This window comes from Candidatus Saccharimonas aalborgensis, from assembly GCF_000392435.1.
GTDB lineage: Bacteria > Patescibacteriota > Saccharimonadia > Saccharimonadales > Saccharimonadaceae > Saccharimonas > Saccharimonas aalborgensis.
The window spans coordinates 234,769-246,562 of the sequence record NC_021219.1 but is presented as its reverse complement, the minus strand read 5'-3'; the positions used below and the strand labels follow the sequence as shown (position 1 = coordinate 246,562).

The window sequence follows — 11,794 nt, the reverse complement described above, 5'->3', positions numbered from 1 at the left end:
TAGCCTAACAAGCTACGAACCAATAATCTAGTAAACTCGACTATACCTATTCTTCGATAAATCCGCCACTCTGGTGCGCCCACAGTTTTGCGTAAATGCCATGTTGCTGTAGTAATTCGCCATGCGTTCCGTTCTCAGCAATGGTGCCGCGATCGAGGACGACGATACGATCAAGCTTTGCAATCGTGGAGAGTCGATGAGCAATGACGATACTGGTGCGATCTTTCATGAGGTCGCCGAGGCTCGCCTGGATAAGTTTCTCGCTCTCGCTGTCGAGGGCAGATGTCGCCTCGTCTAGTACTAAAATTGGTGCATCTTTCAGCATGGCGCGGGCAATAGCAATACGTTGCCGCTGACCACCACTTAGTTTCACACCACGTTCGCCAACGAGGGTATCAAGACCTTGAGGAAGTTGTGCGATAAAGTCCCAGGCATTGGCTTGTTTCGCAGCAGTAATAATGTCTGCATCACTCGCGTGCCGTTTGCCGTAGGCAATATTTTCGCGCAGTGTTCGATGAAAGAGGACGGGTTCCTGAGGTACATAGGCGATACTTCTATGAAGGCTTTGTTGGGTAACATCAGCAATAGTTTGTCCGTCGATCGTAATCCGACCGGCATCGATGTCCATAAAGCGTAGTAGTAGCGCTACAAACGTTGACTTACCTGCTCCCGAAGGTCCGACGAGGCCAACTTTTTCGCCAGGCGCGATAGTGAGGGTAAAGTCTCTAAATAGCGCATCTGGGTTTTCTGAATGTGTGAAAGTAACATCGTCAAACACAATATTCCCAACCGAAACGTTCAGTGGTTTTGCATCTGCTGCATCAGAAATTTTTGGTTTCTCTAGCAGGTATGCAGTAAAGAGCGAAGCCTCAGTAATCGCTTCTTCAAGACGCCGGTACACACTATTGAACGACCACAGGAAACGCGTCACTGTTGCAAAGTAACTGTAGCCAATAAAAAGATTCGCTTTTGTGGATGCATCAACCCCCAGACTCAGTACGATCCAAAGTCCCACGACATTTGTTGCAACATAAAGTGGTGAAATCGCCATGTCGATTCGATTATTTTGATAGTGCCAACTCTTGGCCGCCTTTTCTATAAATGAATCGACATGATGTCGGTGAGTCGTGTGTTCATCTTGTTCGGCACCATAGGCCTTCACTGCGGCAACATTTGCGATAACATCGGCAATATGTCCAGACATCGTGGCATGTGCATCCTCGCGATCGCGAACAAGTTTGATACGGCGCGTGACAAGGGGGATGACGATTACCACGCCCACCAACATCATTATCATAAGTGTCACCGATAACCACGGGCTGATAGTCCATAAGACAATGGCAGCAAAGATAGCGGGAAACAACTGCGACACCACTTCAAATACAATGGTGTCAAAAAATCCCTCAAATCGTCGTGCGTAAGCAAGCGTATTCTTTGTGATGGTGCCAGCAAAACGGTTATGAAAGAACAGGAGATCTTTCTCGAGCAAAGTAGCAAGCGCGTCCTTATAGAGAGTGCGAATGGTTTTAATCTCAAAACGGATCATCAAGTGGAGGGCGACGCGCCAGAACAGTTCACCCACCAGCCACGCGAGGCCAAACCAAAAGACGTAGGGCCAAAACGCTTCAAAATGAAGATCGCCTGTATGTCGTAAAAGTGCCGCGATGATGAGAGGGGGTACATAAAAGATAAGAATACTCCCCAGCGCAACAGCGATGGTAATAGAGAGGGTATAGCGCCAACCCCTCGTGATGATACTAAGGTAGAGGCGAAGCGTTTTTTTGATAGCTTTGGTATTGGCTTTTGGTTCCTGCATGGTTCTCCTTGGGGCAGTAATTAGTTCACGGGCAAAAAATAACCCATGTTTTCGATACCACCTGATAGGTGTTAATTATTCCGCGAGCGGTTGGGACCGTCCCAACATTTGCGAGTAGAGGAACCGTTAGAATGGTTCATAGTCCTACCATTATGCCTGGTAAAGGTATTGTTTGCAAGAGTTTATAGCATAAAAAACATATTTGCTCAGCGGTGAGTAGTAAAAATATAGGTTTGAACTTACATATAAAAAAACGGTACAATAATAGTATGCAAAAAATACTGCTGTACTATAAGTTTTTCCCAATCGATGATCCTGAGCTTTTAAAGTTATGGCAAAAAACTCTCTGCGATTCACTCAATCTAAAAGGTCGGATCCTCGTAAGTACGCAAGGTATCAACGGTACGGTTGGCGGGGATATCGATGATCTCAAGCGCTACATTAAAGCCACAAAAGCATTCCCGGGATTTAAAGATATCTTATGGAAGTGGTCCGATGGTTCACGCGATGATTTCCCGCGCATGAGCGTAAAAGTCAAAAAGGAACTTGTAGCATTTGAAACATGGGACGAAATCAAGATCGACACAAACGGAGTAGTGGGAAGGGGCCCTCACCTTAAGCCTCATGAGGTTAACGAAATGGTTGAGAAATATGGTGATAACGTGGTGTTTTTTGACGGACGCAATCACTACGAAGCAAAAGTAGGCCAGTTCAAAAATGCTGTCGTGCCCGATACGCGGACGAGCCGTGACTTCAAGCGTGAACTTGAGAGCGGTAAATATGACGATCTCAAAGACAAAAAAGTGATTAGTTATTGTACGGGCGGTGTGCGCTGTGAACTCCTGAGCGCTATGATGAAGCAGCGTGGCTTCAAAGATGTTTACCAAATTGATGGAGGCATCGTGAAATACGGTGAGGCATATGGTGATGATGGATTGTGGGAAGGCCAGCTCTATGTCTTCGATGGTCGCATGGGAATGAACTTTAGTGATCATACCAAGACTATTGGGAGGTGTGTGCATTGTGATGGACCAACCAGCAATTACGAGAATTGTGCTGAGCCAAGCTGTAATGAGTTGGTGCTGATATGTAAGTCATGTATGAACAATAAAGAAAATCTATTTCATACTATGTCCTGTCGTGAGAAGGCTCGTGTTGCAGCAGTCTGACCGAGATCTTGCCAAGATCGTTTGGGACTATATGCGTTATGAACAGCCGATCGAAAAGACTGATCTGATTTTTGTGCTTGGAAGTGATGATGTACGGATTGCTGATCGCGCCGCAGAAATCTATCAAGCAGGATATGCTCCTGCCATCCTCGTTTCAGGAGACAGCGGGTCAACAGGCAAGTTTTTTGATCGTAGTGAAGCGGAGATGCTTGAACAAAGGATGATTAAACTTGGCATACCACCCAGCGTAATTATAAAAGAAGAACATGCCACGAACACAGGTGAAAACATTATTTTTGGATATAAAATGATTGTCGAATTGGGGCTGAGGGCATCGAGTATACTACTCGTTCAAAAACCATTTATGCTGAGACGGACCTATGCGACCTTCATGCAGCAGTGGCCAGCGGATCCAAAGCCACGCATCATGACCACTACTATAAAAGCTAGTTTCGATGAGTACACAAGCGACGCGCGCTATGACTTTTCGCACACGGTTAACACAATGGTGGGTGATCTTCAACGGGTAATGTTATATCCAAAAAAAGGATTCCAAATAACCCAAGATATACCACCAGACGTACTTGATGCCTATAACGAATTAATACGTCGTGGCTATACGAAGCACCTCTTATAGTAGTGGACTAATGATGCTAGTAACGTATATCGAGGGGGCGTATAATACGAAGTATCACGAATCATAAGGAGAGTGTGAAATGACAAGTATTGTAGATATCGAAGGAATCGGTGCAAAATGGGCAGACAAACTAGCTGAAGCGGGCATACGAACTACTGAAAAGTTACTAGAGGTTGCTGGTCCAAAGGCAGGACGAGTTGCCCTAGCGAGTCAGGTGGGGGCAAGCGAAGCAACGGTACTTGAGTGGGTAAATCGTGCAGACCTCATGCGCATCAAGGGTGTTGGTGAAGAATATTCTGACCTGCTCGAAGCGGTTGGTGTCGACAGTCCGACTGAGCTTGCACAGCGAAACGCAGCGAATCTCGTTGCGGCCATGCAATCACACGCCCGACTTGTACGTCGTTTGCCAACTGAGTCTGAGGTGCAGGCATGGATTGATGATGCCAAAATGCTTGATAAGGTCGTTACGCACTAGCATTAGTATTACAAATTATCGGGAGGTGTTTAGTGGCTCTTTATAGTACAACAACAAATCAAGAATTTGATGACAAAGTTCTAAAAAGTAAAAAGATAGTGCTCGTAGATTTTTGGGCAACGTGGTGTCCACCGTGTCGCGTGATGGCGCCAATTCTTGAAGATGTGGCAAAGAAGATGGATGATGTGCTTGACGTCATTAAGATTGATGTCGAAGCATCGGCGGACAATAGCCAGTTGGCAAGCAAATATGGCGTGCGGGGTATTCCTAATATGCAAGTCTTTAAGGGTGGCAAGGTTGTCAAGGAACTTGTAGGGGCACGACCTGCCAATGTGCTAGAGAGTGAGCTAAAAAGCGTCACCAGTTAGTATAAAATCATTCAGCTGTTTTTCAGCGAGACTATGTACACTTATGTGTGCGTATAAGTTGAAAGGACAGAATATGACACAACTTCGAATAACAATTACCGCTATAATAGCTATAGCAATAACGATACTAGCGGGTGTAGTAGGTTATAGTGTCGCCATTCGGTATGAGCCCTCTCCCACGAATAAGATTCAAACAAACATGGTAGCAAATAATTCCAATGCGTTTGATTCTACAATTGAACAAGGTTCTGCTACCAAAGACACGACAGAGTCGCTCCTGTTGTACCTTATTGAGGAAGAGAAGCTTGCACACGATGTCTACACAAAGATGTATGAGCTCTATGGAGTTAGGGTATTCGGTAACATACTTAGTAGCGAACAGGCACATCAAAGCCGAGTTCTGACGTTGCTCCAAGCGCGAAATGTTGCTGATCCGCGGTCGGCCGAACTCGGAGTATTTCGTAATCAAGAACTACAGACCCTGTATAATCAACTGATCGCTCAAGGTAGCAAAAGCGTTATCCAGGCATATAAGGCCGGGATTGCAATCGAGGAAAAAGATATTGCAGATATCAACGCTCAGCTCAAAACTGCCAGTGATCAGGACGTTATCTTGACCCTAGAGGGGCTTCGTAGGGGTTCCGAGAACCACTTACGCGCCTTTAGTAGTCAGTTCTAACGGCTGAATATTTATTCATAGTGTAATTTATAAGAAGATACTAGCTTATCTTTGTAGGTCGAATTGACACCATCGAGATTTATCGCTGAGAGAAGGAATACGACAGCTCCCTTCCGGATATACATCTGTTGATTGGGCTCCTTACTGCCGTCAGTGCGGTTACGCGCCCAGAAAAATGCTTCGTCACCGACGCCGGCTTTGTCCTCTTTGAGGTAATACACTTTGTCGCCGTATTTTTCGGTGCTGCGAGTGTCGTTCATGCTTTGCTTTGCGCTTTCAACGCTCGGATGTTCACGGTATTCTATGACATAGCTCACACCGGTGCCGGAATCGGTCTGGTTGTAGGTACAGGAGTATAGCTTGCCGCCGCTTGTCGACAACTCGGAGACTTTGTTGATATCGGTATCAACAAAGGGCACACCCCAGACCTTGCTGAGTTCGTCAAACGTGTAGGTAGAGCAGTCGGCTAATTGACCAACGGTTTGGGCTTTGAGTTTTGGTGAGTCTGGTGTTGTATCAGATGTGTTATTTTGCGAGGGGGTTGCTCCACCACTCGGTGCGTTAGGGTTACTCTTGCTAACAAAGAGGAATACTCCTCCAGCAATCACGGCACAGCTGACAAGGGCAGCGATCAGTAGCTTAGCTTTCATAGGTTACCTCCGGCTAATTAGTGTGATTGTTAAATCGATAACGTCTGAGTGCAAGAGTGGAAAGCAGCACCATACATAGACCGAGTAGCCCGTAGATAGCGGTAGACGATCCGGTTGGTGCAAGGTTACCGCCAACTTTCGTCAAGGTGACTGATGTTGCGGTGTAGTTAATACGTAGTGTAACGCCGTTGACGTTCACGGTAGCGCCGTCTGGGAGACCGTTAAATGTGCCGCTGACCGACGCTGCGGTCAAGATTGTGAAGACAGTGCCGTCAGCAGGGTTTGTACTTAGTGTAGTAGCTAGAGTCGCATTGCCAAGCACTGCGGCGCCGGTGACGGTTGCTTGGTCGTACTGTGTACAGGCGGTTGTGCCAGAGATCTCTTGCGTGTATGTGGAGCCAGAGTTGAGGGTCAGTGAGCCGAAGGTCATACAACCAGGGCTATTGCCAACACTCACTGCGCCGCCGTTATCGACAGTGACAGCGCCAACTGTTCCAGTGCCTTTGAGTGTCGCGCCACTCAAGACCTGCGTACCCGCTTCCGTAAATACACCATTTAAGATAAGTGATCCTTCTTGGGCGCCAAATACTGGGGCGACACCTGCGATATAGCTTGTATCGAGACCGCCAGTGAGAGTTGCTGTACCGGTACCTTTTTTGACGACAAAGGAATCACCAGCTGGGAAGTTACTAAATTTCGAGACAGTTCCACTAAATGTGTAGTCAGCGTTGCTGGTGAGAACAACAGCTGCGCCATTGGCACCTACCGACAATTCACCATCACCCGTGACGTAGCCGATGGTTTCGGTTGCGCTTGAGCCGATACTCAAACTTGCTTTGTTGCTGCCGTCTTTGACAAGATGCACGTGGCTCGTGTCTGCGATCGATTCGCTGAACGCGGTCTCGACAGTCGATGGCTTGCTAGCTGAAGCGAGCACGTCCATGTCGCCGGTAACCGCAACGACACTAGCTGCTTTACTAGGGTAGAAACGAACGCCCTGGACGGTCAATTTACCAGTGTAAGTGTTGGGTGAGGCGCCAGTAAACTGGATAGAGCTATTGGCCACCACGGTCGTTGGGCTGGTAGTAACGGTAATATTCCCAGTTCCAGATATAACCCCTGAGAGCATGAAGGCTGAAAATAGTGCGTTGCTATCGACGCCAAAGGTTGTGTCACCGGCGAGCGCAATAGCACCAGATAGCGTTGTTGATGCACCCGTCTGGACAACTGCACCCGTACCAGATACACCAGTACCCATAACATACAGCGGCTCGCTCACTGTCTGGGCACTCGCAAAGTTGAACTCTAGTGAATCACCATCGCCGATTTGCGTGCCAGCGCCACTCGTACCGAGTCCGCTTTGGTTTGTTACCTCAATCGTTGCGTTATTAGATGTCGCATAGGTAGCACCGGTATATGTATTGGTCCCAGCTAGTGTCAGTGTAGACGAGTAAACGAAAATACTATGATTGCCACTTACCACACCATTTATAACAACATTTGCCGCACGGCTCATACCGGAGATTTGCAAGTCTTCTGCGGCGAGGTTTACATCGCCATCGACAGCCAATGTTTTACCATTGGTGCCTTGCCCGAAGTACAGGCCGTCATTGACCGTTATTGCACCGTTGAGCGTCACATCATCGTAGGCCCATATAGAGGAAGTATCGGGAGTGACTACAGATGTCTGAATGTTGTTTACGTATGTGCCGGTTGTGTGTAGTTCAACGACACCACCGCCACTATAAATATCGTTGGCGTTGTCTCCAAAACAAGTGAGTGAGCGGCAGACAAAATGCGCATTGCTCTCGGCACCGACTGTTGCGGCCGTGTATGTGTTGGCGGCACCTCGCACAACAGCAGTTGCCCCGCTGACGGCTACGAGTTGGGCTGCGGTTCCGGTGATGTTGCCATAGAAGTCGACCGTACCAGATCGACCGGAGCCGCCTATATTGACCTCGCCACCGCCAAGTGTGAAGTTGCTTACGCCGTTAATCGTGACGGTTTTACCAGCACTTGGCGTGATAGAAGCGTTAAAAGCCGTATAGGTAATGTCGGCGTTGATTGTGACGGATTCTGTGGCATCGAGCGCTGTCACGGTACTGATACTAAATGCATTTCCGCCTACCGTGTAGCCGGTACCAGTGAAACTGAGTCCGGTCACAGAAAGTCCTACGAGGTCATTGTTCATAGATTTATTGTTTGCAACCTCAGGAAAAGTCAGCGCATCGCCGTTTTCTGGCACGCCGGCGTTGTCACAACCCGTCCAGTTGCCTCCATTGCTCCAGGTATTATCAACGGCACCAGTCCACGTACAGGTGTCGACGGCGGCCGATACGGGTGATACAACGAAAAATGGAGCTGCTGCGATTACCAAACTCAGCACCACTCGTTTTATTGTCTGCATAGTCACGCGGTTTTCCTCCTCAAATGTTATTCATGATTATATAGCTTATCGTTATCCGGCGTCAATGGACAGGGTATGACAGAAATACCTCTAAGCGACTACTTCTACCCCATAGGGCGCAGTGTCTAGTGTATAATAATTATACTAGGTGCAAGGAGTACGAATGGGTAGACGCGATGACTGAGAACAAAACGAAACCAACAGACGTCAGTGTCGATGAGTTTATCGACACAGCCGCCGAGCCACGACGGTCAGAAGCCCGTCGAGTAGTGGCAATTATGAGAGAAGTGACTGGGGTTGAACCGGTCATGTGGGGGCCGAGTATGATTGGATTCGGCAGCTATCATTATAAGTACGAGTCTGGTCGTGAGGGCGATATGCTCAAGGTCGGCTTCTCACCGCGTAAAGCAGCATTTGTGTTTTACGGACTCGTATTTTATGACGAAAACGAACCAAACAACCAACTTCTTGAAAAGCTCGGTCCGCATACGCGCGGCAAGGGTTGCCTTTATATCAAAAAACTTTCCGATATCGATGAGTCAATTCTGCGTATGATGATTCGTAATGCGTATGTCCACTAGTCATTATCATGACAGTTGACGACTATATCGGACAATTCCACAGCGACGTACGTGAACGGCTTGAAACCGTGCGCCGAGCTATTCGTGAACTTGCACCAGACGCCGAAGAATCGATGGCCTATGGCATGCCAGCATACAAACTACACGGTAAGCCGCTCGTTTACTTTGCTGGGTATAAAAACCACATCGGGTTCTACGCTACACCAAACGGTCACGAAGCGTTCAAAGCAGAATTTGCGCCGTACAAACAGGGCAAAGGTTCCGTTCAGTTTCCCCTCAACCAACCCTTGCCACTTGAACTGGTGAAAAAAGTCGTGAGGTACAGGGCATATCCAGATTCGGCGAAAAAGTAACGTTCAAGGCAACAATGAGCGATTATGTGCTAAGTTGCTTAAATCCCGTTGGTATCCTAGTCACAAATGAATCTGTTATGTGCGCCGATAAAACACGCCACTGTTGATTGTGAAGCTTAGGACAAGTGAATTTTTCTGTGTCGCCACACCCGGCCCCATGAGCCCAGAGTGACCAAGAAAATTATTAGAAGTGAAATATTTGATTGTGTAAATTCAGGAAAAGACTCAACTGCTCTTTCGTAAGAAAGTACGATAGCTATGATGACAGATATGGAGGCAGCAGCCAGTAAGACCTTTAACAGTATCGGGTTGACCGTATTACGGAAAGCATCATATATAAAGTCGAGTAGCAGTAAAATAACTAGTGGTGTCAATAAGATCAGTAAGTGGTTTTGTCCACTGAATGGCGATCTGACGCCATACATATTGAGTGCATATTCGCTAAGAAAAAGAATTAGAAAAACGCTCCATGACAGAGCAGCGCCGAGCATTAAAGCGAAGCGCCACGGTTTGCGTACAAGGGATAGCCCAAGTTCACTACAATATTTTTTTGGATTATTCCCGACGACCTCCTTGGCTTTGATACCTTGTTTTTGGGCCTCATAAAAGTGAGATGCAATTTCGATCAGCACTCCTTCGGTTGCTTTCTGCTCGTATAGGCTTTGGTCTGTTACATAGCGTTTAATATAGCTAAAGACCTGTTTGTTTTCTGGCTCAAGCTGGTTAACCACTGCTTGAAGCGTGTGTAATTTGGTATTGTCTTTCATTGTACCTCCCGAATGAGTTGGTTTATTGATTGATTCATGGACTCCCAGAATTCGATGAACTGTTGCATATATTCGATTCCTTTTTCGGTTATACGATAATATTTACGGTCTGGTCCGACAGGCGAGCTGCGTAGTACTGAGTCTATGTGACCATCTCGTTCTAGGCGAAGCAGGGCGGGATAAATACTACCACTCCGAACTGTATCGAAACCATATGTGGCAAGAGCACTGCACAATTCGTACCCATACAGCTCGCCACGGGCTGAAATTGCAAGTAGTATTCCGCCATCTAGGACGCCTTTTAGTAGTTGGCTATTTAATTCCATGCAACCTTTCTGATAGTCTGTCGCTATCTTGTAAAGCAATATAGCACACGATAACTTGTTTTGCAAGCTAGTACTTATATTAATCAAATATTGTTCATGTTCCTTGTGCCATGAGATGCGAATAATACCTAGACTACGTAGTTTGAAATTGTAGTGGTGAGCTGAGTACTGGCACTGGCGCAGTTATAATGACAATTACTGCGGTTGGATAATTGTCAGCTATACTGGATTGATATGAAACATTTCTATCGTCTACTCGTAAACACGCTCATCGCCAACGTCACGACCAGCTTTTTGTGGTTTGCACTGACATTCTGGGTATATTTAGAGACGAAAAATGTTATGGCTACAGCAATCCTTGGCGGTAGTTATATGTTGATGCTGGCGGTCACCGGGTTGTTTTTCGGAACATTGGTTGACCGCTTTCATAAAAAGCATGTTATGACGGTCGCATCTGCCATAACGGCACTTATGTACGGTTTAGGCGGCGCTATCTATGTATTTGTGCCTCATGAGCAGCTGCTTACAATAGGTAGTCCGTGGTTTTGGTTGTTTACAACGATTATTTTGTGCGGCTGTATCGTCGAAAATAGCCGCAATATTGCCCTTAGTACCTGCGTGACAATTATGGTTCCTGAAGATAGGCGCGCGAACGCCAACGGGCTCGTCGGCATGGTGCAGGGTCTGGCTTTTATGATTACATCGATATTTAGCGGGTTGGCCATTGGCTACCTCGGCATGGGTTGGACGCTGGTGATTTCAATTGCGCTGACGCTTTTTGCTCTCATCGACTTGCTATTTGTAACAATCAACGAAAAGCAGATCATTCACGACCCCAAACTCCAACAGAAACTGGTTGATTTCAGAGGCGCATGGTCGGCCATACAAGCCGTGCCGGGCCTGCTGGCACTGATATTATTTGCAACATTTAACAATCTAGTCGGTGGTGTCTTTATGACATTGCTTGATCCGTATGGATTGACACTTACCAGCGTGCAGATGTGGGGATTTGTCTATGCAATCTCGAGCCTTGGGTTTATGGTTGGTGGGGCACTCGTTGCTAAAATGGGGTTAGGTAAAAACCCGCTACGCGTGCTGCTGCTTGGTAACGTCGTCGTCGGGATCATCGGTTTTGTTATGGGTATCCGTGAGTCGTTGTGGTTACTCGCGGTCAGTATGTTTGCCTATATGTCGACGGTGCCAGTTATCGAAGCGGCCGAACAAACGACACTGCAAAAAATCGTGCCGCTCAAAAAACAAGGTCGCGTGTTTGGGTTTGGGCAAAGTGTCGAAGCCGCGGCGTCACCCGTCTCGGCCTACATGATTGGCCCGATTGCGCAGCTCTGGATCATTCCGTACATGGCAAGCCCTGAAGGCAAGGCGACCTGGGGCTGGCTGGTCGGGCAGGGCGAAGCGCGCGGTATGGCCCTCGTATTTATGGGTGCAAGTCTCATCATGCTCATTGCAGCCCTCATGGCATTTCGATCGCGGGCGTATACGTCGTTGACTCACAAGTACAGGGCAGCACAAGCCGGCTCAAACTAGCAACTCGTAGGCTGGACTCTT

The 11,794-nt window shown here is 47.3% G+C and carries 13 protein-coding genes; 8 read left to right on the top strand and 5 right to left on the bottom strand.

Going from position 1 to position 11,794, the window contains the following annotated elements:
• Positions 1 to 46: 46 nt before the first annotated feature.
• Positions 47 to 1,816, bottom strand: a complete 1,770-nt coding sequence (locus tag L336_RS01280; protein WP_015641404.1) for an ABC transporter ATP-binding protein — start codon at positions 1,814 to 1,816, stop codon at positions 47 to 49.
• 269 nt (positions 1,817 to 2,085) lie between these two features.
• Between L336_RS01280 and trhO the strand changes: the two genes are divergently transcribed.
• The 5 genes from trhO (at position 2,086) to L336_RS05510 (ending at position 5,144) form a co-directional block, all read left to right on the top strand.
• Positions 2,086 to 2,985 (top strand): oxygen-dependent tRNA uridine(34) hydroxylase TrhO, encoded by a 900-nt coding sequence (gene trhO / locus L336_RS01275; RefSeq protein WP_015641403.1) that lies wholly within the window; start codon positions 2,086 to 2,088, stop codon positions 2,983 to 2,985.
• A complete protein-coding gene (locus L336_RS01270; protein ID WP_128817262.1) occupies positions 2,957 to 3,622 on the top strand; it encodes a YdcF family protein in 666 nt (221 codons plus the stop codon). The genes trhO and L336_RS01270 overlap by 29 nt, the downstream gene beginning before the upstream one ends.
• Before the next feature lie 79 nt (positions 3,623 to 3,701).
• Positions 3,702 to 4,097, top strand: a complete 396-nt coding sequence (locus L336_RS01265; RefSeq protein WP_015641401.1) for a DUF4332 domain-containing protein — start codon at positions 3,702 to 3,704, stop codon at positions 4,095 to 4,097.
• A 32-nt stretch (positions 4,098 to 4,129) separates the two neighbouring features.
• Positions 4,130 to 4,465 carry a thioredoxin gene (gene trxA, locus L336_RS01260; protein WP_015641400.1) on the top strand — a complete coding sequence of 112 codons (336 nt, stop codon included), beginning with the start codon at positions 4,130 to 4,132 and terminating at the stop codon, positions 4,463 to 4,465.
• A gap of 73 nt (positions 4,466 to 4,538) precedes the next feature.
• Positions 4,539 to 5,144, top strand: coding sequence for a ferritin-like domain-containing protein (locus tag L336_RS05510; RefSeq protein WP_015641399.1), 606 nt, complete (start codon positions 4,539 to 4,541; stop codon positions 5,142 to 5,144).
• Positions 5,145 to 5,155: 11 nt separating this feature from the next.
• Here the strand turns inward: L336_RS05510 and L336_RS01250 are convergent, their stop codons facing one another.
• Positions 5,156 to 5,794 (bottom strand): hypothetical protein, encoded by a 639-nt coding sequence (locus L336_RS01250; protein ID WP_015641398.1) that lies wholly within the window; start codon positions 5,792 to 5,794, stop codon positions 5,156 to 5,158.
• Between the two features lie 13 nt (positions 5,795 to 5,807).
• Positions 5,808 to 8,201, bottom strand: a complete 2,394-nt coding sequence (locus L336_RS01245) for a beta strand repeat-containing protein (protein WP_128817260.1) — start codon at positions 8,199 to 8,201, stop codon at positions 5,808 to 5,810.
• Positions 8,202 to 8,377: 176 nt separating this feature from the next.
• Between L336_RS01245 and L336_RS01240 the strand changes: the two genes are divergently transcribed.
• Entirely contained in the window at positions 8,378 to 8,782 is a 405-nt protein-coding gene (locus L336_RS01240) for a DUF1801 domain-containing protein (protein WP_015641396.1), read from the top strand.
• An 8-nt stretch (positions 8,783 to 8,790) separates the two neighbouring features.
• Positions 8,791 to 9,135, top strand: coding sequence for an iron chaperone (locus L336_RS01235; protein ID WP_015641395.1), 345 nt, complete (start codon positions 8,791 to 8,793; stop codon positions 9,133 to 9,135).
• Positions 9,136 to 9,251: 116 nt separating this feature from the next.
• Here the strand turns inward: L336_RS01235 and L336_RS01230 are convergent, their stop codons facing one another.
• Positions 9,252 to 9,902, bottom strand: a complete 651-nt coding sequence (locus L336_RS01230; RefSeq protein WP_015641393.1) for a DUF1129 domain-containing protein — start codon at positions 9,900 to 9,902, stop codon at positions 9,252 to 9,254.
• Complete coding sequence (locus L336_RS01225; protein ID WP_041191154.1) at positions 9,899 to 10,228, bottom strand: PadR family transcriptional regulator; 330 nt, start codon at positions 10,226 to 10,228, stop codon at positions 9,899 to 9,901. Before L336_RS01225 ends, L336_RS01230 begins: the two co-directional genes overlap by 4 nt.
• 234 nt (positions 10,229 to 10,462) lie before the next feature.
• Here L336_RS01225 and L336_RS01220 point away from each other — a divergent pair, with 234 nt between their 5' ends.
• Positions 10,463 to 11,773 (top strand): MFS transporter, encoded by a 1,311-nt coding sequence (locus tag L336_RS01220; RefSeq protein WP_015641391.1) that lies wholly within the window; start codon positions 10,463 to 10,465, stop codon positions 11,771 to 11,773.
• The last annotated feature ends 21 nt before the right edge of the window (positions 11,774 to 11,794 follow it).

What these genes read in the sequence shown, in the direction of transcription:
- L336_RS01230 (WP_015641393.1), bottom strand. Translation starts at nt 9,902, where the DNA reads ATGAAAGACAATACCAAATTACACACGCTTCAAGCAGTGGTTAACCAG.
- trhO (WP_015641403.1), top strand. Translation starts at nt 2,086, where the DNA reads ATGCAAAAAATACTGCTGTACTATAAGTTTTTCCCAATCGATGATCCT.
- L336_RS01220 (WP_015641391.1), top strand. Translation starts at nt 10,463, where the DNA reads ATGAAACATTTCTATCGTCTACTCGTAAACACGCTCATCGCCAACGTC.
- L336_RS01250 (WP_015641398.1), bottom strand. Translation starts at nt 5,794, where the DNA reads ATGAAAGCTAAGCTACTGATCGCTGCCCTTGTCAGCTGTGCCGTGATT.
- L336_RS01265 (WP_015641401.1), top strand. Translation starts at nt 3,702, where the DNA reads ATGACAAGTATTGTAGATATCGAAGGAATCGGTGCAAAATGGGCAGAC.
- L336_RS01240 (WP_015641396.1), top strand. Translation starts at nt 8,378, where the DNA reads ATGACTGAGAACAAAACGAAACCAACAGACGTCAGTGTCGATGAGTTT.
- L336_RS01235 (WP_015641395.1), top strand. Translation starts at nt 8,791, where the DNA reads ATGACAGTTGACGACTATATCGGACAATTCCACAGCGACGTACGTGAA.
- L336_RS01225 (WP_041191154.1), bottom strand. Translation starts at nt 10,228, where the DNA reads ATGGAATTAAATAGCCAACTACTAAAAGGCGTCCTAGATGGCGGAATA.
- L336_RS01280 (WP_015641404.1), bottom strand. Translation starts at nt 1,816, where the DNA reads ATGCAGGAACCAAAAGCCAATACCAAAGCTATCAAAAAAACGCTTCGC.
- L336_RS05510 (WP_015641399.1), top strand. Translation starts at nt 4,539, where the DNA reads ATGACACAACTTCGAATAACAATTACCGCTATAATAGCTATAGCAATA.
- L336_RS01245 (WP_128817260.1), bottom strand. Translation starts at nt 8,201, where the DNA reads ATGCAGACAATAAAACGAGTGGTGCTGAGTTTGGTAATCGCAGCAGCT.